Source organism: Cellulomonas soli, assembly GCF_013409305.1.
GTDB classification, from domain to species: Bacteria; Actinomycetota; Actinomycetes; order Actinomycetales; family Cellulomonadaceae; genus Cellulomonas; species Cellulomonas soli.
On record NZ_JACBZJ010000001.1, the window covers coordinates 3,522,226 to 3,545,448 of the forward strand.

22 protein-coding genes are annotated in these 23,223 nt (G+C 72.3%); 14 read left to right on the forward strand and 8 right to left on the reverse strand.

Annotated features, from left to right (window positions below; translation table 11 throughout):
• Positions 1 to 26 precede the first annotated feature (26 nt).
• From BKA22_RS16050 to BKA22_RS16060, 3 genes are all read left to right on the forward strand, one after another.
• Complete coding sequence (locus BKA22_RS16050) at positions 27 to 677, forward strand: trimeric intracellular cation channel family protein (protein WP_146951744.1); 651 nt, start codon at positions 27 to 29, stop codon at positions 675 to 677.
• Positions 664 to 1,521, forward strand: coding sequence for an inositol monophosphatase family protein (locus BKA22_RS16055; RefSeq protein WP_179561566.1), 858 nt, complete (start codon positions 664 to 666; stop codon positions 1,519 to 1,521). The genes BKA22_RS16050 and BKA22_RS16055 overlap by 14 nt, the downstream gene beginning before the upstream one ends.
• A 159-nt stretch (positions 1,522 to 1,680) precedes the next feature.
• The gene (locus BKA22_RS16060) at positions 1,681 to 1,980 is read left to right on the forward strand and encodes a DUF4193 domain-containing protein (protein ID WP_146951746.1); all 300 of its coding nucleotides are present in this window, start codon (positions 1,681 to 1,683) and stop codon (positions 1,978 to 1,980) included.
• Positions 1,981 to 2,057: 77 nt separating this feature from the next.
• Here the strand turns inward: BKA22_RS16060 and BKA22_RS16065 are convergent, their stop codons facing one another.
• Positions 2,058 to 2,600, reverse strand: a complete 543-nt coding sequence (locus BKA22_RS16065) for a DUF3093 domain-containing protein (RefSeq protein WP_146951747.1) — start codon at positions 2,598 to 2,600, stop codon at positions 2,058 to 2,060.
• A gap of 63 nt (positions 2,601 to 2,663) precedes the next feature.
• On the opposite strand from BKA22_RS16065, the gene dut reads away from it, so the two are divergent.
• The 4 genes from dut to BKA22_RS16085 all read left to right on the forward strand — a co-directional run bounded on the left by dut (position 2,664) and on the right by BKA22_RS16085 (position 5,106).
• The gene (dut, locus tag BKA22_RS16070; protein WP_146951748.1) at positions 2,664 to 3,137 is read left to right on the forward strand and encodes a dUTP diphosphatase; all 474 of its coding nucleotides are present in this window, start codon (positions 2,664 to 2,666) and stop codon (positions 3,135 to 3,137) included.
• A gap of 92 nt (positions 3,138 to 3,229) precedes the next feature.
• Positions 3,230 to 3,970 carry a DUF3710 domain-containing protein gene (locus BKA22_RS16075; protein WP_146951749.1) on the forward strand — a complete coding sequence of 247 codons (741 nt, stop codon included), beginning with the start codon at positions 3,230 to 3,232 and terminating at the stop codon, positions 3,968 to 3,970.
• Positions 3,967 to 4,338: an OB-fold nucleic acid binding domain-containing protein gene (locus tag BKA22_RS16080; protein ID WP_146951750.1), complete on the forward strand. Its 372-nt coding sequence runs from the start codon at positions 3,967 to 3,969 to the stop codon at positions 4,336 to 4,338. The genes BKA22_RS16075 and BKA22_RS16080 overlap by 4 nt, the downstream gene beginning before the upstream one ends.
• The gene (locus BKA22_RS16085; RefSeq protein ID WP_307725873.1) at positions 4,339 to 5,106 is read left to right on the forward strand and encodes a DUF3159 domain-containing protein; all 768 of its coding nucleotides are present in this window, start codon (positions 4,339 to 4,341) and stop codon (positions 5,104 to 5,106) included.
• Here BKA22_RS16085 and BKA22_RS16090 read toward each other — a convergent pair.
• Positions 5,039 to 5,713, reverse strand: coding sequence for a potassium channel family protein (locus BKA22_RS16090; protein ID WP_146951751.1), 675 nt, complete (start codon positions 5,711 to 5,713; stop codon positions 5,039 to 5,041). The two genes, BKA22_RS16085 and BKA22_RS16090, sit on opposite strands and share 68 nt — an antisense overlap.
• Complete coding sequence (locus tag BKA22_RS16095) at positions 5,710 to 6,360, reverse strand: potassium channel family protein (protein WP_146952018.1); 651 nt, start codon at positions 6,358 to 6,360, stop codon at positions 5,710 to 5,712. The genes BKA22_RS16090 and BKA22_RS16095 overlap by 4 nt, the downstream gene beginning before the upstream one ends.
• 128 nt (positions 6,361 to 6,488) lie before the next feature.
• On the opposite strand from BKA22_RS16095, the gene BKA22_RS16100 reads away from it, so the two are divergent.
• The 4 genes from BKA22_RS16100 (at position 6,489) to acnA (ending at position 13,149) form a co-directional block, all read left to right on the forward strand.
• Positions 6,489 to 8,492, forward strand: coding sequence for an APC family permease (locus BKA22_RS16100; RefSeq protein WP_146951752.1), 2,004 nt, complete (start codon positions 6,489 to 6,491; stop codon positions 8,490 to 8,492).
• On the forward strand, positions 8,482 to 9,771 hold the full coding sequence (locus BKA22_RS16105; protein WP_146951753.1) for a class I SAM-dependent RNA methyltransferase: 1,290 nt from the start codon (positions 8,482 to 8,484) through the stop codon (positions 9,769 to 9,771). Before BKA22_RS16100 ends, BKA22_RS16105 begins: the two co-directional genes overlap by 11 nt.
• Positions 9,772 to 9,874: 103 nt before the next feature.
• Positions 9,875 to 10,072, forward strand: coding sequence for a translation initiation factor 2 (locus BKA22_RS16110; RefSeq protein WP_146951754.1), 198 nt, complete (start codon positions 9,875 to 9,877; stop codon positions 10,070 to 10,072).
• 329 nt (positions 10,073 to 10,401) lie between these two features.
• Positions 10,402 to 13,149, forward strand: a complete 2,748-nt coding sequence (gene acnA, locus BKA22_RS16115; RefSeq protein WP_179561825.1) for an aconitate hydratase AcnA — start codon at positions 10,402 to 10,404, stop codon at positions 13,147 to 13,149.
• Positions 13,150 to 13,302: 153 nt separating this feature from the next.
• Here the strand turns inward: acnA and BKA22_RS16120 are convergent, their stop codons facing one another.
• From BKA22_RS16120 to BKA22_RS16140, 5 genes are read right to left on the reverse strand one after another with little or no spacing between them, the layout of a single operon-like run.
• Positions 13,303 to 13,767 (reverse strand): DUF1801 domain-containing protein, encoded by a 465-nt coding sequence (locus BKA22_RS16120; RefSeq protein WP_146951756.1) that lies wholly within the window; start codon positions 13,765 to 13,767, stop codon positions 13,303 to 13,305.
• On the reverse strand, positions 13,764 to 14,681 hold the full coding sequence (locus BKA22_RS16125) for an aminoglycoside phosphotransferase family protein (RefSeq protein ID WP_146951757.1): 918 nt from the start codon (positions 14,679 to 14,681) through the stop codon (positions 13,764 to 13,766). Before BKA22_RS16125 ends, BKA22_RS16120 begins: the two co-directional genes overlap by 4 nt.
• On the reverse strand, positions 14,681 to 15,400 hold the full coding sequence (locus tag BKA22_RS16130) for an NUDIX hydrolase (protein WP_223203427.1): 720 nt from the start codon (positions 15,398 to 15,400) through the stop codon (positions 14,681 to 14,683). Before BKA22_RS16130 ends, BKA22_RS16125 begins: the two co-directional genes overlap by 1 nt.
• 4 nt (positions 15,401 to 15,404) lie before the next feature.
• A complete protein-coding gene (locus BKA22_RS16135) occupies positions 15,405 to 16,100 on the reverse strand; it encodes a type 1 glutamine amidotransferase (protein ID WP_146951758.1) in 696 nt (231 codons plus the stop codon).
• Positions 16,101 to 16,144: 44 nt separating this feature from the next.
• A complete protein-coding gene (locus tag BKA22_RS16140; protein WP_146951759.1) occupies positions 16,145 to 17,599 on the reverse strand; it encodes a GuaB1 family IMP dehydrogenase-related protein in 1,455 nt (484 codons plus the stop codon).
• 229 nt (positions 17,600 to 17,828) lie between these two features.
• Between BKA22_RS16140 and dxs the strand changes: the two genes are divergently transcribed.
• The 3 genes from dxs to pflA all read left to right on the forward strand — a co-directional run bounded on the left by dxs (position 17,829) and on the right by pflA (position 23,138).
• Positions 17,829 to 19,712, forward strand: coding sequence for a 1-deoxy-D-xylulose-5-phosphate synthase (gene dxs / locus BKA22_RS16145; RefSeq protein WP_146951760.1), 1,884 nt, complete (start codon positions 17,829 to 17,831; stop codon positions 19,710 to 19,712).
• A gap of 226 nt (positions 19,713 to 19,938) precedes the next feature.
• Positions 19,939 to 22,212, forward strand: a complete 2,274-nt coding sequence (gene pflB, locus BKA22_RS16150; RefSeq protein ID WP_146951761.1) for a formate C-acetyltransferase — start codon at positions 19,939 to 19,941, stop codon at positions 22,210 to 22,212.
• A gap of 44 nt (positions 22,213 to 22,256) precedes the next feature.
• Positions 22,257 to 23,138, forward strand: a complete 882-nt coding sequence (gene pflA, locus BKA22_RS16155; protein ID WP_146951762.1) for a pyruvate formate-lyase-activating protein — start codon at positions 22,257 to 22,259, stop codon at positions 23,136 to 23,138.
• Positions 23,139 to 23,223: the final 85 nt, after the last annotated feature.

The window sequence follows — 23,223 nt, forward strand, 5'->3', positions numbered from 1 at the left end:
GTGCGCGCGGCTGCGAAGATGCCCGCGTGCTGCCAGACCTTCCGCTCGAGCCGGTGCTCGAGATCATCGGTGTCTTCGTGTCCGGGCTGTCGGGGGCGTTGGCGGCGGTGCGCAAGCAGTTCGACGTCTTCGGCGTGCTCGTCCTGGCCTGGGCGGCCGGACTCGGCGGCGGCATGCTGCGTGACGTGTTCCTCGGGGCGGTCCCGCCGGTCGGCATCTCGGACTGGCGGCTGATCGCCACCGCGGTGGCGGCCGGTGTGGTCATGTACTTCTTCCACCCGAGCCTGGTGCGTGCGCGACGGGCGATCGTGGTGCTCGACTCCGGGGCGCTCGCCCTGTTCACCGTCGTCGGCACGGTCAAGGGCCTGGAGTACGGCGCGGCGCCCGTCGCGGCGGTGTTCGTCGGGGTGTTCACGGGTGTCGGCGGCGGCGTGCTGCGTGACCTGCTCACCGGTGAGGTGCCCGTGGTCCTGCACCACCGGCAGCTCTACGCGATCCCCTCGCTCCTGGGCGCGGTGGCGATCGCCGGGCTCTGGGCGGCGGATGCCTACACGACGGCCACGAGCCTGCTGGTGGTCGGCGGCATCTTCGCGCTGCGCGTGCTCTCGCTGCGGTTCCACCTGCACGCGCCGGGACCGTGGCGCGGTCGGGCAGGATGGCACGGTGAGCACACCTGAGGGCACGACCGGTCCCACCGTCCCCGGAGAGTCCGCGATCCGCGAGCTCGTCGCGATCGCCGAGCGGTTGGCGCGCGAGGCGGGCGCGCTGGTGCTCGAGGGTCGTCCCGACCGGGTGGAGGTCGCTGCGACGAAGTCGAGCCCGCAGGACGTGGTGACCGCGATGGACCTCGCCTCCGAGAACCTGCTGCGTGAGCGGCTCGCGCAGTGGCGTCCCGAGGACGGCATCCTCGGCGAGGAGCAGGGCTACGAGCCGGGCACCTCCGGGATCACCTGGGTCGTCGACCCGATCGACGGCACCGTCAACTACCTGTACGGCATCCCGGCGTACGCGGTCTCGGTCGCCGCCGTGGTGGGAGGCCCGGACCCGGCGACGTGGCAGGTCCTCGCCGGCTGCGTCCATGCGCCCGTCGACGGGCGTACGTTCACCGCCGGTCTGGGGCAGGGTGCCTACCAGGACGGGCGTCGCCTGCGGGTGAATTCTGCGGTGCCGCTGGAGCTCTCGCTCGTGGGCACCGGGTTCGGTTACGTGGCCGAGCGGCGACGCGCGCAGGCGGCGGTCGTCGCCGACCTGCTGCCGCTCGTGCGGGACATCCGACGCATCGGTTCGGCCGCGCTCGACCTGTGCACGCTCGCCGCCGGAGGCCTCGACGCGCACTTCGAGCGGGGTCTGCAGCCCTGGGACCTGGCCGCGGCCTCCCTCGTCGCGCAGGAGGCCGGCGCCGTGGTGCGGGGGTTGCACGGCGCTCGGGCCGGCAGTGCGATGGCGGTGGCGGGTCCGGAGCAGACCGTCGAGCGGCTCGTGGCCTTCCTCGAGGAGCGCGGCGCCGACACCGGTCCCTGACCGGACCTACCGGCCGGTACGTCGAGCAGGTCACGTGTCCGTGTTCGCGGACGCTCCGGAAGTGGTGCACAATCCCTCCGCGCGAGGGAACAAATGAGCCCCCCGGTGCATTGAGCCCGCGTACCGCCGACCGACAGACCACGGAGTGTGAACCACCACATGGCAACCGACTACGACGCCCCGCGCAAGACCGAGGAGGACCTCAGCGAGGACTCGCTGCAGGAGCTCCAGGCCCGGCGCTCCGACAAGAACTCGGGCGTGGTGGACGAGGACGAGACCGAGGCTGCCGAAGGCTTCGAGCTCCCCGGTGCGGACCTGTCCGGCGAGGAGCTGTCGGTCCGGGTCCTGCCGCGGCAGGCTGACGAGTTCACCTGTTCGCGGTGCTTCCTCGTGCACCACCGCAGCCAGCTGGCCTACGAGCGCGAGGGCATGCCCGTGTGCTCGGAGTGCGCCGCCTGAGCGATCCGCCCCTCGCACGACGACGGCCGGTACCCCTCGGGGTGCCGGCCGTCGTGCGTCCGCCCGCGATCAGCGGGTCATGGCAGCGATGTCGTGGTCTGCGCTGCTCGCAGGGCCGACCTGAGCCGCTCCGGGTGCCGGGTCGAGACGATCCAGTAGGGCGTCGGGTCCTGCGGGTCGATCACCTCGATGCGCACGCCGCTGGGGATCCAGGCACGCAGGCACACGTAGGCCCGCGCGTCGAGGCCCGGTCCCATGGCCGTCCGTACCCCGGCCCGGTCGAGCGGTGCGACCTCGCCCAGCAGACCCACGGGGATGCGTGCGCGTCCGGCCAGCAGGTGCCCGTCGACGAGCGCGACCCGGGGGGTCGCCGAGGCCATCGCGGTGAGCGCCCCCGCCAGGCCGACGACGGCGACCGCCGTCGCGAGCGGCACCGACACGGGCACCAGGATGACGCCCAGCACGAGTCCGAAGAGCGCCGTGAGCGCCCAGCCGAGCGGGCCGGGCCACAGCCGCTCGTCGAAGCCGTGCGGCGCGTCCGGCGCGGAGCCGTCGGCCGTGGCCGCCGGGTCGGTGGGGTCGCCGGGAGCGGCTGCGGGGGAGGACGGCTGGTCGGACATGGAGCCCAGCATCCCACCGCGATCCGACGGACGAGGGTCGCGGGCACTGTAGGGTTCGGCACCGTGACGGACGTCCCCACGACCGAGGTGCTCCTGCTGCGGCTGGACCCCGACCTCCCCGCCCCGTCGTACGCGCACCCGGGTGACGCGGGCGCCGACCTGGTCACGCGGGTGGACGTGGTCGTCCCGCCGCAGGGGCGGGTCACCGTCCCGACCGGTGTCGCGATCGCCCTCCCGGACGGGTTCGCCGCGTTCGTGCACCCGCGTTCGGGCCTGGCCGCGAAGCACGGGCTGACGATCGTCAACGCCCCGGGCACCGTGGACGCCGGCTACCGCGGCGAGATCGCGGTGACCCTGCTCAACACGGACGTCGAGCACGCGCTCACCCTGCACCGCGGGGACCGCATCGCCCAGCTGGTCGTGCAGCGTGTCGAACGGGCTCGTTTCGTCGAGGCCGAACGGCTTCCCGGATCGCATCGCGGTGAGGGCGGCTTCGGCTCCTCGGGCGGGTGGAAGGCTGCGACGTCCGGACCGTGAGCACGGTCCGTCAGGGCGGTGCCCCCGCTGCGGGGGCGGACTAGTCTCGATCAGAGCGGTGCGCGTCGTGCGCGCCATGGAGGAGTGAGCACGTGGGTCTGTTCCGGCGTGGAGCCAAGCCCGACGTCGACGACGAGGTCGTCGAGACGCAGTCCGGTGAGGTCGGCCCGTCCGACGAGCCCGAGACCGACGTCGACCTCGACGTGACGACCGTCGGGCGTCCCCGTGGTCCCTGGGACGCCGACGACGTCGACGACGAGGTCGTGCGCGTGGACCTGGGCGCCCTGCGCCTGCCGGGCGTGCCCGGGATGGAGCTGCGCATGGAGATCGACAAGGCGACCAACGTCGTCTCGGCGGCCACCGTCCTGCTCGACGGCTCGTCGCTGCAGGTGCAGGCCTTCGCCGCCCCCCGCACGGACGGCATCTGGGACGAGATCCGGTCCGAGATCGCCGAGTCGGTCACGCAGCAGGGTGGTTCGGCGGACGACCTGCCGGGTCCGTTCGGTCGCGAGCTGCTCGCCCGCCTGCCGATCCGCACGCCCGAGGGGCGCACGGGTCATCGCCCGGCGCGGTTCATCGGGACGGACGGCCCGCGCTGGTTCCTGCGCGGCGTGGTGACGGGCAAGGCGGCCGTCGAGCCCGAGGCCGCTCGTGCGCTCGAGCAGGTGTTCTCCCGGATCGTCGTGGTCCGGGGCACGGACGCCAGGCCGCCGCGCGACCTGCTGCCCCTGTCGCTGCCCGGGGGCGGACCCGTCCCGGGGCCTCCGGTGACCCCGGAGGTCGCGACGTTCGACCCGCTCACGCGCGGCCCTGAGATCACGGAGATCCGATGACGACGTTGCGAGAGCGCCTGCGCAAGGTGGTGGCCTCCCAGGCCGAGATCGAGGCCGACGAGGAGCGTGTCGAGGCCGAGCACTTCGTCGGCTGCACCCCGGTCGGCACCGTGAAGGACCGCACCCGGGCGACCGTCTCCGGTGTCGTGCGCTCGATGACGTGGCGCCCGCGCGAGGGCGTGCCCGCGCTCGAGGCCGAGCTGTACGACGGCAGCGGAACGCTCGACCTGGTCTGGCTCGGTCGTCGGGAGATCGCCGGGATCGCCCCCGGTCGCCGGCTGCGGATCGAGGGCATGGTGTGCGAGGTCGACGGTCGGCGGACCGTGTTCAACCCCGCGTACGAGCTGCGCCCGCGCCCGGGTGAGTGAGTGAACGCCGACGGCGTCGACGACGCGACCGTGACCCCGGACCCTGATCTCGCGCACCGGGACGGCCGGGCCGACGACGCCACCGTCGGGGCGCGTGGCATGCGGGCCCTCACGCAGGAGGAGTTCTCCGCGCTCGACGCGCTGGGCGGTGTGCGCGGCGTCGTCGAGTCGGTGGTGCCCGGCCTGCTGTTCGTGGTGGTCTACCTGGCCGCGGGGCAGCGCCTGGCCCCGGCTCTGATCGCGTCGGCCGGAGCGGCGGTCCTCGCGGTCCTGGTCCGGCTGGTGCAGCGCACGCCGCCGACCCAGGCGTTCTCGGGCGTCCTCGGCGTGGGCATCGGTGTGCTGTGGGCGTGGCGCACGGGCGAGGCCGAGGACTACTTCCTCTACGGCCTGCTCGTGAACGCCGGCTACCTGGCGGGAACCCTGGTCTCGGTCCTGGTGGGCTGGCCGCTCGTCGGCCTCGTCATGGGGCTGTTCGACAAGGCGGGTCCGCTCGCCGGCGGCTCTTGGCCTGCCGCCGTCGCCTGGCGGCAGGACCGTTCGCTGCGGCGCCGGTACACGTTGGCGACCTGGCCGTGGGTCGCGCTGTTCGGGCTCCGGCTGCTCGTCCAGGTCCCGTTCTACCTCGGTGGTGAGGTCGCCTGGTTGGGCACCGCGAAGCTTGCGATGGGCGTGCCGCTGACAGCGGTCGCCCTCTGGCTCAGCTGGATGCTGGTCCGCGGGTCAGGAGCAGCTCGAGCTCCTTCTCGTCCGCGTCGCGACCCGTGACGAACAGCAGCTCGTCCCGGCCCTCGAGCGTGTCGTCCGGGCTCGGCGCGATCGGACGCGTGTCGCGCACGATGCAGGCCAGGACCGTGTCGTCGGGCCACTCGATCTGACCGACGCGCACGCCGACCAGCGCGGAGTCGTCGGGCAACGTGAGCTCGAGGATGTCCGCACGCGACTGGTGGAACGTGAAGATCCGCACCAGGTCGCCGACGGCCACGGCCTCCTCGACCATGGCCGTCATGATCCGCGGGGTCGACACGGCGACGTCCACGCCCCAGGCCTCGTCGAACAGCCACTCGTTCTTCGGGTTGTTCACGCGCGCGACCGTGCGCGGCACGCCGAACTCCGTCTTCGCGAGCAGCGAGATGACCAGGTTGGCCTTGTCGTCACCGGTCGCGGCGACGAACACGTCGGCCTCGTCGGCGCGCACCTCGCGCAGCGTCGGCAGCTCGCACGCGTCGGCCAGCAGCCAGTCGGCGTCGGCCACCTGGGCGACGCGCATCGCGGACGGCTGACGGTCCACGAGGGTGACCTCGTGGCCGTGGCCGAGCAGCTCTCGGGCGATGGACCGGCCGACGGACCCGGCCCCGGCGATGACGACCCTCATGACTCCGCCTTCGGTGCCGAGGTGAGGACGCGTTCGACCTGGTCGGCCTCGGTGGCGCGCATGAGCACGTGCACGGTGTCGTTCTCCTGGAGGACGGTGTCGGTCGTCGGCAGGACGCCGTCGCCGTAACGGGTGACGTAGGCGACGCGGGCGCCGCTGGCCTCTTCGAGCGCGCGCAGCGGGCGACCCACCCACGCGGTGTGGACGTCGACCTGGGCGAGCTGGATCTGCCCGGAGGAGTCACGGAACTCGTCGGTGGCGCCGAGGGGGAGCAGCCGGCGCAGCACGCGGTCGGACGTCCAGCGCACGGTCGCGACCGTCGGGATGCCGAGCCGCTGGTAGATCTCGGCACGGTGGGGGTCGTAGATCCGGGCGACGACGTTCTCGATGCCGAACGTCTCGCGCACGACGCGGGCCGCCAGGATGTTCGAGTTGTCGCCGTCGGAGACCGCTGCGAACCCGTACGCGTCCTCGATGCCGGCCTGGACCAGCGTGTCGCGGTCGAAGCCGAGCCCGGTGACCTTGCGGCCGCCGAAGTGGGCGTCGAGCCGGCGGAACGCCTCGGGGTTCTGGTCGATGACCGCCACGCCGTGGCCGTTGCTCTCGAGGGACTGTGCGAGCGTGGCGCCGACACGGCCGCAGCCCATGATCACGAAGTGCACACGGCAGACCCTATAGCCCGGGCGGTCGACCTGTGCCCGCCCCGGGTCCTGCGTCGGTGCTCGGGACGTCTCTCATGATGCAGGTGCCCGGGAGGGGCCTAGCATGAGGCCTCGTGTCGGATCTCGCAGATGCGGCCAAGCGACTGCTGCTAGGACGTCCCGTCCGCAGCGACCGACTCGGTCACACCCTCCTGCCCAAGCGCATCGCGCTCCCTGTGTTCGCGTCGGACGCGCTCTCGTCGGTCGCGTACGCGCCCGACGAGATCCTGCTGACCCTGTCCCTGGCGGGGCTGACGGCGTTGACGATCTCGCCGTGGGTGGGCATGGCGGTGGTGCTGGTCATGCTCACCGTGGTCGCCTCCTACCGGCAGAACGTGCACGCCTACCCCTCCGGCGGCGGTGACTACGAGGTCGCGACGGTGAACCTCGGGCCCAACGCCGGCGTGACCGTGGCGAGCGCCCTGCTCGTGGACTACGTCCTGACGGTTGCCGTGTCGATCTCCTCCGGCGCCCAGTACGCGGCCACCGCCCTGCCTGCGCTGCGCGGCCACGAGACCGCGTTCGCGATCGGCCTGGTCGTGCTGCTCACGCTCGCGAACCTGCGCGGCGTGAAGGAGTCGGGCAGCGCGTTCGCGATCCCGGTGTACCTGTTCATGTTCGCGATCGGTGCGGTCGCCGTGGTCGGGGCGATCCGCTATGCGACCGGCACGCTGCCGGCCGCCGAGAGCGCGGGCCTGGACCTGGTGGGCGAGGGGTCGCTCGAGAACGGCATCGCCGGGATCGCGGGAGGGTTCCTGGTCCTGAGGGCGTTCGCGTCCGGGTGTGCGGCGCTGACGGGTGTCGAGGCGATCAGCAACGGCGTGCCGGCGTTCGAGAAGCCGAAGTCGAAGAACGCCGCGACGACGCTGGCGTTGTTGGGCGGGATCTCGGTCGCGATGATCATGTCGATCCTGCTGCTCGCCGGTGCCACCGGTATCCGGTTCGCCGAGGACCCTGCGGTCCAGTTGCTCGACGGCGGTGTGCCCGTCGGTGAGGAGTACGTGCAGCACCCGGTGATCAGTCAGCTCTCGGCGGCCGTCTTCCAGGGGCTCCCGTTCATGGCGGTCCTGGTCGCGGTCGTGACCGGGCTGATCCTGGTGCTCGCCGCGAACACGGCGTTCAACGGGTTCCCGGTGCTCGGCTCGATCCTGGCCCGGGACGGCTACCTGCCTCGACAGCTGCACACGCGCGGTGACCGTCTGGCGTTCTCCAACGGCATCATCACGCTGGCCGCGGCCGCGATCGCCCTGATCTGGGCTTTCGACGCCCAGGTGACCCGCCTGATCCAGCTGTACATCGTGGGTGTGTTCGTCTCGTTCACCCTGAGCCAGCTCGGCATGGTCCGGCACTGGACCCGCCACCTGGCGACCGAACCCGACCCCAAGGCGCGCATCGCGATGAAGCGCTCGCGCGTGATCAACACCATCGGGCTCGCGATGACCGCGACGGTGCTCATCATCGTGCTCATCACGAAGTTCACGCACGGCGCCTACATCGCGATCATCGCCATGGTGGCGGTCTTCGTGCTGATGAAGGGCATCCACGGGCACTACGAGCGCGTGCGGGCTGAGCTCGCGCTCGGTGCCGACGCCGAGCAGGCCAAGGCCCTGCCGAGCCGGGTGCACGCGCTCGTGCTGGTCTCCCACCTGCACCGCCCGACCATGCGGGCCCTGGCGTACGCGCGGGCTTCGCGCCCCCACGAGCTCGAGGCCGTGACCGTGGGCGTGGACGCCGACGACGTCGAGCGCCTGCGGGCGCAGTGGGAGGAGATGGGTCTTCCCGTGCCGCTGAAGGTGCTCGACTCACCGTTCCGGGAGATCACCCGCCCGGTCCTGACGTACGTGCGCTCGATCCGGCGGGACAGCCCGCGCGACCTCGTGGTGGTGTACATCCCCGAGTACGTGGTCGGTCACTGGTGGGAGCAGCTGCTGCACAACCAGAGCGCGCTGCGGCTCAAGGGCCGGCTGCTGTTCACCCCGGGCGTGGTGGTCGCGTCCGTGCCGTGGCAGCTGGCGTCGACCGAGGGGCAGACGGGCCTGGAGGACCCGGTCCGGGGTACCGTTCCGCGTGGCTACTGAGACGACCTCCCCGCAGGACCCTGCCGATGACGGCTCGCTCGTCGAGCTCGAGATCGGTCCGGTCGCGCACGGCGGCCACTGCGTCGCGCGGCACGAGGGTCGGGTCGTCTTCGTCCGGCACACGCTGCCCGGCGAGCGTGTGCGCGTACGCCTGACCGAGGCCGAGGAGTCGGCGAAGTTCTGGCGCGGCGACGCCGTCGAGGTCCTCGAGGCCTCGCCGGACCGGGTGCCCTCCGCGTGGCCGGCCGCAGGCCCTGGCGGTGTGGGCGGCGGCGAGCTGGCGCACGTGGCGCTCGGCGCGCAGCGTGCCTGGAAGTCCACGGTGCTGGCCGAGCAGCTGCGTCGGCTGGCCCGGCTGGACCTGCCGGAGCAGGACGTGCAGGTCGAGGCCGCTCCTGGCGACGACGAGCGCGGTGGCCTGGGGTGGCGGACCCGGATCGAGCTCGTCGCGGACGCGCAGGGGCGGGCCGGGATGCGCGCCCACCGCTCGCACGACGTGCACCCGCTGACCTCGATGCCGCTGGCCAACGAGGCGATCGCCGACCTGGGGCTGTTCGAGCGCCGCTGGCGCCCGGGGACGCGGATCGAGGTCGTGGCCCCTGCCGGTGGGGACACGCCCGTGGTGCTCGTGGACGGTCTGCCGTTCGACTTCAGTCGTGGGCGGCTGGACACGCGCCCCAACGCGCGCGCCTCGGTGCGCGAGGTCGTGCAGCACGGTGAGGTCCGGTACGACTACCGGGTGGCCGCCGCGGGGTTCTGGCAGGTGCACCGCGAGGCCCCCGGGGTCCTGGTCGACGCCGTGATCGCCGGTCTGGGCGACGTGGAGGGTGCCACGGTGCTCGACCTCTACGCGGGTGCCGGTCTGTTCACCACGCCGTTGGCCGACGCGGTGGGGGAGACGGGAGAGGTCGTCGCGGTCGAGGGCGACGAGCGTGCCGTGCGCGACGCCCGGCGCAACGTGCACGACCGCCGCAACGTGGAGCTGCACGCGGGTGACGTGCTGCGTGTGCTGCAGGGCGCCCAGGACGCCGACTCGGACGTCGTCCATGCCGATGCCGTGGTGCTCGACCCGCCGCGCACGGGCGCGGGACGGGCGGTGTGCGCGGCCGTGGCCGAGCTGCGGCCCTCGCGCGTGGTCTACGTCGCGTGCGACCCGGCCGCGCTGGCGCGTGACATCGCGTTCCTCGCCGAGGCCGGCTACGGGCTCGACCGGGTGCGTGGCCTGGACCTGTTCCCGATGACGCACCACCTCGAGGCCGTTGCCGTCCTGAGTCGCTGAGCGGCGTCTGCGGCCGGGCCGACAGCGCCCGTGCGGCACCCCGTGCGGCGGGCTAGCGTGAAGGCAGCCGGACCGTCCCGGCCCGGCCGGAGGGAGTTCCGCTGTGACAGACAAGGACGCCGACCACCGCCTGGCCGAGGCGAGCCGCGCGGCGACGCGCGAGCTGTACAAGTCCGGCACGCCCGAGTACGACGTGCGGGCGCAGCAGCGTGCGGTCGAGGCCGAGCGCAAGGCGCAGCAGGCGGCCCAGGAGCACGCCCAGCAGGACGCGCAGGAGAACGAGGACGAGGGCGCGCACTGACGGCCACGGGCCACGGTGACGTGGCCGTCAGCGCGTGGCGTCGCACACGGGCACGCCCGGGGAGCACCCTGCGGGCGTGCCCGTCGCCTGCCGGTGTCCGCGTGGCGCCGTGCCCGTGACGGTGCTCGGCCGCGTGCGTCCGTGGGCCTGCTCGTGGTGTGCGTCCGCCCGCTCGACGATGTATCTTGACGTCGAGATAACTGCCGGTGCGCCGGGCCCTACGCTGGGTGGTCGCACCACCGCCGCACCCCGACCCCGCGGTCGCACGGGTGCGGCAGTCCGCCGGTCCCCGGCCGGCACCGGCACAACGCCAAGCGAAGGAGCCCCACGTGAGCAGCGTCGACAGCTTCGGTTCGAAGGGAACGCTCGAGGTCGGTGACGCCTCGTACGAGGTGTACCGCCTCGCCGCGGTCCCGGGGCTCGAGAGGCTGCCGTTCAGCCTCAAGGTGCTCGCCGAGAACCTGCTGCGCACCGAGGACGGCGCGAACATCACCGCGGACCACGTGCGCGCCCTGGCCGGCTGGGACCCCGACGCCCAGCCCGACACCGAGATCCAGTTCACCCCGGCCCGCGTGATCATGCAGGACTTCACCGGCGTCCCGTGCGTGGTCGACCTGGCCACCATGCGCGAGGCGGTCGCCGACCTCGGGGGCGACCCCGAGCGCATCAACCCGCTCGCACCCGCCGAGATGGTCATCGACCACTCCGTGCAGATCGACGTCGCCGGTCGCGCTGACGCGTTCGAGCGCAACGTCGCCCTGGAGTACGAGCGCAACCGCGAGCGGTACCAGTTCCTGCGCTGGGGCCAGACCGCGTTCGACGACTTCAAGGTCGTTCCCCCGGGCACCGGCATCGTGCACCAGGTGAACATCGAGTACCTGGCCCGTGGCGTCATGGTCCGCGACGGCAGGGCGTACCCCGACACGTGCGTGGGCACCGACTCGCACACCACGATGGTCAACGGCCTGGGCGTGCTCGGCTGGGGCGTCGGTGGCATCGAGGCCGAGGCGGCCATGCTCGGCCAGCCCGTCTCGATGCTCATCCCGCGCGTCGTCGGCTTCAAGCTCGTCGGGCAGATCCCGGCCGGGGTCACCGCGACTGACGTCGTCCTGACGATCACCCAGAAGCTGCGCCAGCACGGCGTGGTCGGCAAGTTCGTGGAGTTCTACGGCGAGGGCGTCGCGGCGGTCCCGCTCGCCAACCGCGCGACCATCGGCAACATGAGCCCCGAGTTCGGCTCCACGGTCGCGATCTTCCCGGTCGACTCCGTGACGATCGACTACCTGCGACTCACCGGGCGCGCGCAGGAGCAGCTCGACCTGGTCGAGGCCTACGCCAAGGAGCAGGGCATGTGGCTCGACCCCACGGCCCCCGGCTACGTCGAGCCGCTGTTCTCCGAGTACCTCGAGCTCGACCTGTCCACCGTCGTGCCCTCGATCGCGGGGCCGAAGCGCCCGCAGGACCGCATCGAGCTCTCGCGGGCCAAGGAGCAGTTCCAGCGCGACCTGCCCACCTACGCGCCCGAGGTCGGCAACGGCGTCGACGAGGCTGAGCGTGAGTCGTTCCCCGCCTCCGACTCCCCGGCCGTGTCCGCGCCGACCGACCACACCGTCAAGGTCACGGACTCGCAGGGGCACTCGTTCGGGCTGTTCCACGGCGCGGTCGCGATCGCCTCGATCACCTCGTGCACGAACACCTCGAACCCCTCGGTCATGCTCGCCGCCGCGCTGCTGGCCAAGAACGCCGTCGAGAAGGGCCTGACCGCCAAGCCGTGGGTCAAGACCTCGATGGCTCCCGGCTCGCAGGTCGTCACGAACTACTACGAGAAGGCAGGCCTCTGGCCGTACCTGGAGAAGCTCGGCTTCCACCTGGTCGGCTACGGCTGCGCGACCTGCATCGGCAACTCCGGCCCGCTCGACGAGAAGGTCTCCGAGGCGATCAACGCCCACGACCTGGCCGTCGCCGCGGTGCTGTCCGGCAACCGCAACTTCGAGGGGCGCATCAACCCCGACATCAAGATGAACTACCTGGCCTCGCCGCCGCTGGTCATCGCCTATGCGCTCGCGGGCACCATGGACTTCGACTTCGAGGCCGACCCGCTGGGCCGCGCCGAGGACGGTTCGCCGATCTTCCTGCGCGACCTGTGGCCCTCGCCCGAGCTCGTGCAGGCCACGATCGACGCCTCGATCGACCGGGCGATGTTCACCCACGACTACGCCGACGTGTTCTCCGGTGACGAGCGCTGGCGTGCGCTGCCCACGCCCGAGGGCAACACCTTCGACTGGGACGCCGAGTCGACGTACGTGCGCAAGCCCCCGTACTTCGACGGCATGGGCGCCACGCCGGATCCCGTCACCGACATCGCGGGCGCCCGCGTGCTCGCCAAGCTGGGCGACTCGGTGACGACCGACCACATCAGCCCGGCCGGGTCCATCAAGGCCGACAGCCCCGCGGGTGCGTACCTGGCCGAGCACGGCGTGGACCGTCGCGACTTCAACTCCTACGGCTCGCGACGCGGCAACCACGAGGTGATGATCCGCGGCACGTTCGCGAACATCCGGCTGCGCAACCAGCTGGTCCCCGGTGTCGAGGGCGGGTTCACCAGGAACCTGCTGACCGGTGAGCAGACGACGATCTACGACGCCTCGGTCGCCTACCAGGCCGCGGGCGTCCCGCTCGTGGTGCTCGGCGGCAAGGAGTACGGCTCGGGCTCCTCGCGCGACTGGGCCGCCAAGGGCACCCGGCTGCTGGGCGTCAAGGCGGTCATCACCGAGAGCTTCGAGCGGATCCACCGGTCGAACCTCATCGGCATGGGCGTGCTCCCGCTGCAGTTCCCGGAGGGCGAGTCGGCCGACTCCCTCGGCCTGGACGGCACCGAGACGTTCGACATCGCCGGTGTGACGGCGCTCAACGAGGGCGTCACGCCGCGCACGGTGGCCGTGACGGCCACCAAGGCGGACGGCTCGGTCGTCGCGTTCGACGCGGTCGTGCGGATCGACACGCCCGGCGAGGCGGACTACTACCGCAACGGCGGGATCCTGCAGTACGTGCTGCGCCAGGTGGCCGGCGTCGCCTGACGGCGTCGGACCTGAGCGCGCTCGCGCCTGTCGCGCGGAGCCGGTGCCCTTGCGGGGGTGCCGGCTCCGTCGCGAGCGGGGCGGTGTGAGCCGACAGGTCGGCGCGTTGCCTCGGGTCCGGCGGGGGTGCTCTGGTCAGGCGTGGCCGGGACGTCAGCCGGCGTGCGGGCCCGACAGGCGTGTGGTGAACGGCGTCGTGGCCGTGACCGTCGCCCACGACCTGCCCAGGACGGCGGTCAGGACCTCGAGGTCGACCCCGTCGAGATCCTTGACGTAGAGGCAGCCGACGCCCGTCGTGTGCGGACCGAGCCGCTCCAGCAGGTCGGCGTGGGCACCGACCCCGTCCGGCAGGTACAGGGTGGTCGCGGCCTTGCGCGGCGAGAACCCGGCGGCCGCCGCGTCGCCCTCGCGTCCGGACGCGTAGCGGTAGTGGTACGTGCCGAAGCCGATGATCGACGGGCCCCACATGCGGGCCGGCTGCCCGGTCAGTCCCGTGTAGAGCGACACGAGCCGGTCGGCGTCGCGACGACGCGCCGGGTGGACGATCCCCGCCAGGAAGTCCGTCACCGCGATGCCGGTCGGCACGGTCACGGGATCGGCGCTGCGTCGCGCGGTCATCGACCCAGTATCTGGCTGACGGCGTGCCGGCCGACCTCCGCCAGGAGCGGATGGTCCTCAGGGTGGGCGAGCATGACGGCGGCCATCGCCACGGCCCACGCCTCGGCGCGCAGCCACATCGCCTCGTCCCAGCCCGCACCCGCGGTGACCCGGGCACGGAAGGCCTCGCGGCCGGTCTCGTCGAACGTCAGCCACGCGGTGCTCAGGTCGCTCGCCGGGTCGCCGGCGGTGACGTCGCCGAAGTCGAGGACCGCCCGCAGGTGCCCGTCGGCTACCAGCAGGTTCGCCGGGTGCGGGTCGCCGTGCAGCCAGAGCGCCGGCCCCTGCCAGACGGGTGAGCCCACGAGCGCGTCCCAGCGCGCGAGCAGCGCCTCCCGTTCCGGCACGAGCAGGTGCGTCAGACGGGACCGTACCACGTCCGCGCGGTCGGCCAGCGGTACCCCGCGGACCGGGTTGACGGGCGCGTCCGGCGGCGCCGGCACGTGCAGGGCCACGAAGGTGTCGGCCAGCTCCGTGGCCCACGGTGTCCGTTCGGCGACCGGGGTCGCGGCGGCGACGGTCCCGGCGAACCACGGGACCACGCTCCACGCCCACGGGTAGCCCGCCCCCGGGCGGCCCGTGCGGACGGGCACCGGGGTGTCGACGGGCAGCAGGGGCGCCAGCACCGGCAGCCACCGCTGCTCGTTCTGCACCAGCGGGGCGGCGATCGCCCGTACGGGCAGGCGCACCGCGAGCGCGTCGCCGAGCCGCCACATCCTGTTGTCCCAGCCGGAGGCGAACGGTACGAGCGGCAGGTCGGCCAGGTCCGGGTGCTGCGCGCGCAGCAGGTCGCGCACCAGGTCGGACGTGACGTCGATCTCCGGGACGGGTCCTGCGGGCGCGGCGGTCGTGGGGGACGGTTCGACCGACGGCATCAGCGGGGCCGCTCGACGAGGCGGTCACGGTCCCAGGCGAGCGTCCAGCCGACCTGGTCGAACACCAGATCGAGCACCCAGGCGGTGAACCCCCACACGACCACGTCGTCGTCCAGCACGAACGCCGGCACGCGCACCCGGCCGTCGCGGACGGAGACCGACGCCCGGCGGGCAGGGTCCAGCAGGTCGGCGACGGGCACACGGAAGACGTCGACGGTCTCGGCATGGTCGACGGCGGCGACGGTCGAGGGCCTCGTCCACCACGCGGGGACGGGGGTGACCACGTGCCTGGAGACGGCCACCGCGACGGGCGGGAGCGTACCGAGCACCTCCACGCCGGTCGGGTCGAGCCCGGTCTCCTCCGCGGCCTCCCGCAGGGCCGCCGCTTCGGGTCCGGCGTCCTCGGGCTCGATCCGTCCGCCGGGGAACGAGATCTGCCCCGGGTGGCTGCGCAGCGTCCCGGCACGGCGCTGCAGGAGCACGTCGAGGTCGGAAGCGACGTGGGTGGCACCGATGGGGGGCGCCGCGGCGAGCGCGGCGTCGAGCACCCCGAAGAGCACCAGCACGGCGGCCGGACGGGCGACGGTCGCGGGTCCGTCGGGGACGAGCGCCGGAAGGCTCGGACCGTGGACCTCACCGCGGGCGGACCGCTCGCACAGCGCGACCAGGTCCGCACGGGCACCGCCCGGTGCGTGCGTGACGTCCCCGGTGCCCGTCACCGGCTCATCCCCGTGCGCGGACCGCGTCCGCGAAGGTGCTCAGCCCGGCCACGGCGGCAGGCACCAGGCCGGGCAGGTGGTGCGCGCCCTGGGTGCGGATGAGGTCCGCGTCGCCGTCGGCCAGGTCGTCGACCATGACCGGGGTCGTCAGCCACAGGTCGAGGAGCGTGCGGTCGATCTCGACGTGGAACTGCAGGCCCACGGCACTACCGGCGCGGAAGGCCTGCACGGGGGTGGTCGCCGAGCGGGCCAGGAGCGTGGCACCCGGGGGGAGGGCGACGGCGTCGTCGTGCCAGTGCAGCACGGTGGGTGCCGCACCGAGCGGTGCGAGCAGCGGGTCGTCGTGCACGACCTCGACCGGGGCGAACCCGATCTCGGTGCCGTTCCGGCGGTGCAGCTCGCCACCGAGTGCGAGCGCGAGGATCTGCATGCCCAGGCACACGCCGAGCACGGGGACGTCGGCGTCGACGGCCTCCGCGAGCAGCCGTCGTTCGGCGGCGAGCCCCGGGTGCCCGGCGTCGTCGGCGTCCATGGGCCCGCCCATCACCACCAGCCCGCCGAGCTCGTCGAGCGACGGCAGGCGGGGGTCAGGGGTGTCGAGGACCGTGCGGATGCGGTGCGGGAGCTCGTCGAGCGCGCGGGTGATCAGACCGGGACCCTCGTGCGGGGCGTGCGTCAGGACGAGGACGGGGCGGCTCACACCGGGAGCCTAGTTGCTCGGTGGGAACCGCCCCGGGGACGCGCTCACCACCCGTCGGGCAGCGGGCGTCCCTCCTCGTAGCCGGCGGCCGACTGGATCCCGACGGCGGCCTTCTCGTGCAGCTCCTCGAGCGAGCTCGCGCCGACGTAGGTCGCGGCGGAACGCACTCCCGAGGTGATGTGGTCGATGAGGTCCTCGACCCCCGGTCGGCGCGCGTCGAGGTACATCCGCGAGGACGAGATGCCCTCCTCGTACAGCGCCTTGCGGGCCCGGTCGAAGGCCGATCCGCCGCGGGTGCGCGCGGCCACGGCCCGCGCCGAGGCCATGCCGAACGACTCCTTGTAGAGCCGGCCGTCACCGTCGGCGTGCAGGTCGCCGGGGGACTCGTGCGTCCCGGCGAACCACGAGCCGACCATGACCTGGGCGGCGCCGGCCGCGAGGGCGAGCGCGACGTCGCGGGGGTGGCGCACACCGCCGTCGGCCCACACGTGACGGCCGAGCCGGCGGGCCTCGGCGGCGCACTCGAGCACGGCGGAGAACTGCGGGCGGCCGACCGCGGTCATCATGCGCGTGGTGCACATGGCCCCCGGTCCGACGCCGACCTTGACGATGTCCGCACCGGCCTCGATGAGGTCCCGCGTGCCCTCGGCCGTCACGACGTTGCCGGCCACGACGGGCACCTGCGGGTCGAGCGAACGCACGGCGGCCAGCGCATCGAGCATCTTGCGCTGGTGGCCGTGGGCGGTGTCGACGACGAGCGTGTCGATGCCCGCCTCGAGCAGCTCGGCCGCCTTGGCCTTGACGTCGCCGTTGATGCCGACCGCGGCGGCGACGCGCAGGCGGCCGGACGCGTCGAGCGCCGGGGTGTAGATCGACGAGCGCAGCGCGCCGACCTGGGTGAGGACGCCGACGAGCGCGCCGTCGCGCACCACCGGGGAGAACTTGCGGCGCGAGGCGTGCAGCTTCTCGAACGCCGCCTCCAGGCCGCGCGTCCCGCCCTGCTCGACGACGTCGAGGTCGACGGTGGTCGGGTTGGCGCTCATCACGTCGCCCACCTGGGTGAAGCGGTCGACACCCTGGCAGTCGGCCTCGGTCACGACGCCGACCGGACGGCCGTCCTGCACGACGACCGCGGCGCCGTGCGCCCGCTTGCCGATGAGCGTGAGCGCGGTGTGCACCGTGTCGTGCGGCGAGACGACGACGGCGCTCTCGACCACGCTGTGGCGGGCCTTGACGGACGCGACCACGTCGGCCACGACATCGGCAGGGATGTCCTGGGGGATGACCGTCAGGCCGCCGCGACGGGCGACCGTCTCGGCCATCCGTCGACCGGCGACCGCGGTCATGTTGGCGACGACGACGGGGATGGTGGTCCCGGTGCCGTCGACCGAGGACAGGTCGACGTCGAACCGGGAGATGACCTCGGAACGAGACGGGACGAGGAAGACGTCGCCGTACGTGAGGTCGGAGGTGGCCGTGTGGCCGGGCAGGAAGCGCATGGGTTTCCCCCTTTCCGCCCCATGATAGGTGGTCCTCGCCCGCAGGCCGGTGCCCGGGGTCGGGTGAGGTGGGTGGGGCGGGCGGTCTTCACCAGGCCTCCACGCCCTTCGTCCGGGGCCCGTCGGCGTCGGTGGCGCCGGAGTCCTAGAGTGGGTCGGAGCCTTCGGCGCACCGCACCGTGCGGCATCGTCGCCGCACGTGGGCCCGCACAAGGAGGGGTTGCTGCGCATGTCACTGCTCGACGGGATCGGATCGCCCGCGGATGTCCGTCTGCTCGACCAGGCCCAGGTCGGCGAGCTCGCGGACGAGATCCGCGGGTTCCTCGTCAAGCAGGTCTCGCGTACCGGCGGGCACCTCGGTCCGAACCTCGGGGTCGTCGAGCTGACCATCGCGCTGCACCGCGTGTTCGACTCGCCGCGCGACACCCTGGTCTTCGACACGGGCCACCAGTCGTACGTGCACAAGCTGCTCACCGGACGCCAGGACTTCTCGGCGCTGCGCCGCCGCGGCGGGCTGTCGGGGTACCCGAGCCGCACGGAGTCCGAGCACGATGTCGTGGAGAACTCGCACGCCTCAACCGCGCTGAGCTGGGCCGACGGCATCGCGAAGGCGAACGAGCTGCGCGGTCACGGTGACCGGTACGTGGTGGCGCTGATCGGCGACGGTGCGCTCACCGGTGGCATGGCCTGGGAGGCGCTGAACAACATCGCGGCCGGGCAGGACCGCAGGCTCGTCATCGTCGTCAACGACAACGGGCGCTCCTACGACCCGACGATCGGCGGACTCGCGCACCACCTGACGACGCTGCGCACGACCCGCAGCTACGAGAACGTCCTGCTGTGGGGCAAGCGCACGCTGCGCCGGTCCGGCCCTCCTGGTCGCTTCGCGTACGAGGCGCTGCACGGGCTGAAGAAGGGCATCAAGGACGTCGTCGCCCCGCAGGGGATGTTCGAGGACCTGGGTCTGAAGTACGTGGGCCCGGTCGACGGCCACGACGAGGCGAGCGTCGAGCGTGCGCTGCGCGCCGCCAAGGCCTTCGCGGGTCCGGTGATCGTGCACGTCATCACCGAGAAGGGTCGTGGGTACACCCCCGCCGAGCAGGACGTCGCCGACCGCTTCCACGCGGTCGGGCAGATCCACCCCGAGACCGGCCTGCCGGTGGCGCCCTCGCGCTTCGGCTGGACGGGCGTGTTCGCCGACGAGATGGTCCGCATCGGACGCCGTCGCACCGACGTCGTGGCGGTGACCGCAGCCATGCTGCAGCCCGTCGGCCTCGCGCCGTTCGCGAAGGCGTTCCCGACGCGGGTGTTCGACGTCGGGATCGCCGAGCAGCACGCCGCGACGAGCGCGGCGGGCATGGCCTTCGCCGGGCTGCACCCGGTGGTGGCCGTGTACGCGACGTTTCTCAACCGTGCCTTCGACCAGGTGCTGATGGACGTGGCGCTGCACCAGGCCGGGGTCACGTTCGTGCTCGACCGTGCCGGTCTGACCGGGGACGACGGTGCCAGTCACAACGGCATGTGGGACATGGCCATGCTCGCAGTCGTCCCGGGGCTGCGGCTGGCCGCGCCGCGTGACGAGGCGACGTTGCGCGACGCCCTGCGCACCGCGGTCGACGTGGACGACGCGCCGACGGTCGTCCGGTACCCCAAGGGCGCGATGGGGGCGCCCGTGCCGGCGTTGGAGGACGTCGACGGGATCGACGTCCTCGCGCGGCACGACGCTCCTGCGGGCGCCACGTCCGTGCTGGTCGTCGGCGTCGGGGCGATGGCGGCGACGGCCCTGGAGACGGCCGAGGTGCTCGCCGCGCACGGTCTGCGGGTCACGGTCGTCGACCCGCGCTGGGTGCTGCCCGTGCCCGCGGCGTTGACGAAGCTCGTGGGCACGTACGACCACGTGGTGACCCTCGAGGACGGCGTGGTCGACGGGGGCATCGGTTCGCTGGTCGGCCAGCGGGCACGTGAGGCGGGCATCGGCACGCCGGTCCAGGCGATCGGGATCCCGCGGACCTTCCTCGAGCACGCCACGCGGGACCAGCTCGTGGGCGAGCTGCGCCTGCGCCCGCAGGACGTCGCCCGTGACGTGCTGACGGCGCTGGGTGGCCAGGCGTGACGGGAGCGGCTGCATGCCCTCCGGGTGCGGCCGCGGCCCGTCGACCGGCGTCCGCGTGGGGTCTGACCTGGGTGGACGCACCCGGCGGGCGCGCTCTCCTCGCACGGGCGTCGCGCGCGCAGTGACGGGGGTCACGCGGCGCTGAGGGCCCCGGGGGTCGAAGGTCCCAAGACATCCCATGACTTCGTCCCTAGTGTCGTCAGTACCGACCTCCCGAGGAGAACAGATGTCCACCACCTCAGTTCCCGCCAGCGACACCGCCGAGACGACCTCTCAGCCCGCATGGCACGGGTTCGTCGCCGGTCCTTGGGTCGACCGGATCGACGTCCGCGACTTCATCCAGCGCAACTACACCCCCTACCTCGGCGACGACAGCTTCCTCGCCGGCCCCACCGCGCGCACCACCGGCATCTGGGAGCGCCTGTCGGCGATGTTCCCGGCCGAGCGTGAGAAGGGCATCTACGACGTCGACCAGCACACGCCGTCGACGATCACGTCGCACGCCGCGGGCTACATCGACCAGGACAACGAGCTGATCGTCGGCCTCCAGACGGATGCGCCGCTCAAGCGCGCCATCATGCCCAACGGTGGGTACCGGATGGTCGAGAAGTCGCTCGAGACCTACGGCTACGAGCCCGACCCGATCGTCGGCGAGATCTTCACCAAGTACCGCAAGACGCACAACGACGGCGTCTTCGACGTGTACCCGCCGGCCGTGCGCGCCGCGCGCTCCTCGCACATCATCACCGGCCTGCCGGACGCCTACGGCCGCGGTCGCATCATCGGCGACTACCGCCGCGTCGCGCTCTACGGGGTCGACGCCCTCATCGCCGCCAAGAAGCTCGAGCGTGCCGAGCTGGACATGGAGCGTTCCTCCGCCGACGTCATCCGTGACCGCGAGGAGCTGGCCGAGCAGACCCGCGCCCTGAGCGAGCTCAAGGCGATGGCCAAGTCCTACGGCTACGACATCTCCGGCCCGGCGTCCACCGGCCGCGAGGCCGTGCAGTGGCTGTACTTCGGCTACCTGGCCGCCGTGAAGGAGCAGAACGGCGCGGCGATGTCGCTGGGCCGCACCTCGACGTTCCTCGACGTCTACCTCGAGCGCGACCTGGCCGCCGGTGCCATCACCGAGGAGCAGGCGCAGGAGGTCATCGACGACTTCGTCATCAAGCTGCGCATCGTCCGGTTCCTGCGGACCCCGGAGTACGACGAGCTGTTCTCGGGCGACCCGACGTGGGTGACCGAGTCCATCGGCGGCATCGGCGAGGACGGGCGCACGCTCGTCACCAAGAACTCGTTCCGGTACCTGCAGACGCTCTACAACCTGGGCCCGGCCCCCGAGCCGAACCTGACGGTCTTCTGGAGCGAGCGCCTGCCGCAGGGCTTCAAGGACTTCTGTGCCAAGGTCTCGATCGACACCTCGGCCGTGCAGTACGAGTCCGACGACCTCATCCGCGGCTCGTGGGGCGACGACGCGGCCATCGCGTGCTGCGTCTCCCCGATGCGGGTCGGCAAGCAGATGCAGTTCTTCGGCGCCCGCGTGAACCTGGCCAAGACGCTCCTCTACGCGATCAACGGTGGTCGCGACGAGGTCTCGGGCAAGCAGGTCGCCCCGAGCAGCGCCCCGGTCGAGGGTGACGTCCTCGAGTACGACGACGTCATGGCCAAGTTCGACGTCATGATGGACTGGCTGGCCCAGACCTACGTCGACGCGCTCAACTGCGTGCACTACATGCACGACAAGTACGCCTACGAGCGCATCGAGATGGCCCTGCACGACCGGACCATCCTGCGGACCATGGCCTGCGGCATCGCCGGCCTGTCGGTCGTGGCGGACTCGCTCGCGGCGATCAAGTACGCGACGGTCACCCCGCTGCGCAGCACCGACGGCCTGATCACCGAGTACGCCGTCTCCGGCGACTACCCGGCCTTCGGCAACGACGACGACCGCGTCGACGAGATCGCGGTCGGCATCGTCAAGTCGTTCATGGAGAAGATCCGCAAGACCCCGACGTACCGCGAGGCGCTGCACACGCAGTCGGTGCTGACGATCACCTCCAACGTCGTCTACGGCAAGGCCACCGGCTCCACGCCGGACGGTCGCAAGGCCGGCCAGCCGTTCGCCCCGGGTGCCAACCCGATGAACGGGCGCGACAGCCACGGCATGCTCGCCTCGGCGCTGTCGGTCGCGAAGCTGCCGTACTCGGAGGCCATGGACGGCATCTCGCTGACCAACTCCGTGGTCCCCTCGGGCCTGGGTCGCACGAAGGACGAGCAGGTGACCAACCTCGTCGGTCTGCTCGACTCCTACGTGATGTCCTCCGGCTACCACATGAACGTCAACGTGCTGAACCGCGAGACGCTCGAGGACGCCATGGAGCACCCCGAGAACTACCCGCAGCTCACCATCCGGGTCTCCGGCTACGCGGTGAACTTCGTGCGGCTGACGCGTGAGCAGCAGCTCGACGTGCTCTCGCGCACGTTCCACGGCGCGGTCTGACCCCGTCGTAGCAGCCTGATCCGGACCGGAACGAGGAGCAGACGATGACGACCGTCGACGAGCGGCAGGACGGGGCACCTGTGGTGTCGCTGGGCATGCCGCTCGTCGGCGGTTCTCACGTGCGCGCCCACGCCGGGACGGAGGGGTTGGAGCCCACCGAGCAGGAGCGGTCCGAGCGCCTCGCGGCGGTGCGGGCCGGCCAGGTCGGCTCGGTGCACTCCTGGGAGCTCGTGACGGCCGTGGACGGGCCGGGCACGCGCATGACGGTGTTCCTGTCGGGATGCCCGCTGCGCTGCTTGTACTGCCACAACCCCGACACGATGGAGATGCGTCGCGGCACCGACGTGAGCGCCCAGGAGATCCTGAGCAGGCTCGCGCGCTACCGGGGCGTGTTCAAGGCGAGCGGCGGTGGCCTGACCATCTCCGGCGGCGAGCCGCTCATGCAGCCGGCGTTCGTGCGCAGCCTGCTGCGCGGGGCCAAGGCGATGGACATCCACACCACGGTCGACACCTCGGGGTTCCTCGGCGCGCAGTGCACCGACGAGATGCTCGACGACATCGACCTGGTCCTGCTGGACGTCAAGTCCGGCATCCCGGAGACGTACACGAAGACCACGGGGCGCGAGCTGCAGCCGACGCTCGACTTCGGTCGGCGGCTGGCCGCGCACGGCACCGAGATCTGGATCCGGTTCGTGCTGGTCCCGGGTCTGACGGACGCGGTGGAGAACGTCGAGGCGGTCGCCGACTACGTCTCGACCCTGTCGACCGTGACGCGCGTCGAGGTGCTGCCGTTCCACCAGATGGGCCAGGACAAGTGGGCCGAGCTCGGGATGCGCTACGAGCTCGCGGACACCCAGCCTCCGACCCCCGAGCTGGTCGCCCGGGTGCGTGAGCAGTTCCGCTCACGCGGTCTGACGACCTTCTGACCGGCCGCGTCGCGATCGCGCACCGGCGCCGTGGGGGTGTGCGGGCGGTCGCGACGTGGTCCTTGACCGAGGCCGGTCCGGTGGG

Excerpts from the sequence above, each read along its gene's own strand:
- BKA22_RS16060 (WP_146951746.1), top strand. The coding sequence starts at position 1,681 with ATGGCAACCGACTACGACGCCCCGCGCAAGACCGAGGAGGACCTCAGC.
- BKA22_RS16065 (WP_146951747.1), bottom strand. The coding sequence starts at position 2,600 with ATGTCCGACCAGCCGTCCTCCCCCGCAGCCGCTCCCGGCGACCCCACC.
- BKA22_RS16080 (WP_146951750.1), top strand. The coding sequence starts at position 3,967 with ATGACGACGTTGCGAGAGCGCCTGCGCAAGGTGGTGGCCTCCCAGGCC.
- BKA22_RS16090 (WP_146951751.1), bottom strand. The coding sequence starts at position 5,713 with ATGAGGGTCGTCATCGCCGGGGCCGGGTCCGTCGGCCGGTCCATCGCC.
- BKA22_RS16095 (WP_146952018.1), bottom strand. The coding sequence starts at position 6,360 with ATGGGCTGCGGCCGTGTCGGCGCCACGCTCGCACAGTCCCTCGAGAGC.
- BKA22_RS16120 (WP_146951756.1), bottom strand. The coding sequence starts at position 13,767 with ATGACCGCGCGACGCAGCGCCGATCCCGTGACCGTGCCGACCGGCATC.
- BKA22_RS16125 (WP_146951757.1), bottom strand. The coding sequence starts at position 14,681 with ATGCCGTCGGTCGAACCGTCCCCCACGACCGCCGCGCCCGCAGGACCC.
- BKA22_RS16140 (WP_146951759.1), bottom strand. The coding sequence starts at position 17,599 with ATGCGCTTCCTGCCCGGCCACACGGCCACCTCCGACCTCACGTACGGC.
- dxs (WP_146951760.1), top strand. The coding sequence starts at position 17,829 with ATGTCACTGCTCGACGGGATCGGATCGCCCGCGGATGTCCGTCTGCTC.
- pflB (WP_146951761.1), top strand. The coding sequence starts at position 19,939 with ATGTCCACCACCTCAGTTCCCGCCAGCGACACCGCCGAGACGACCTCT.
- pflA (WP_146951762.1), top strand. The coding sequence starts at position 22,257 with ATGACGACCGTCGACGAGCGGCAGGACGGGGCACCTGTGGTGTCGCTG.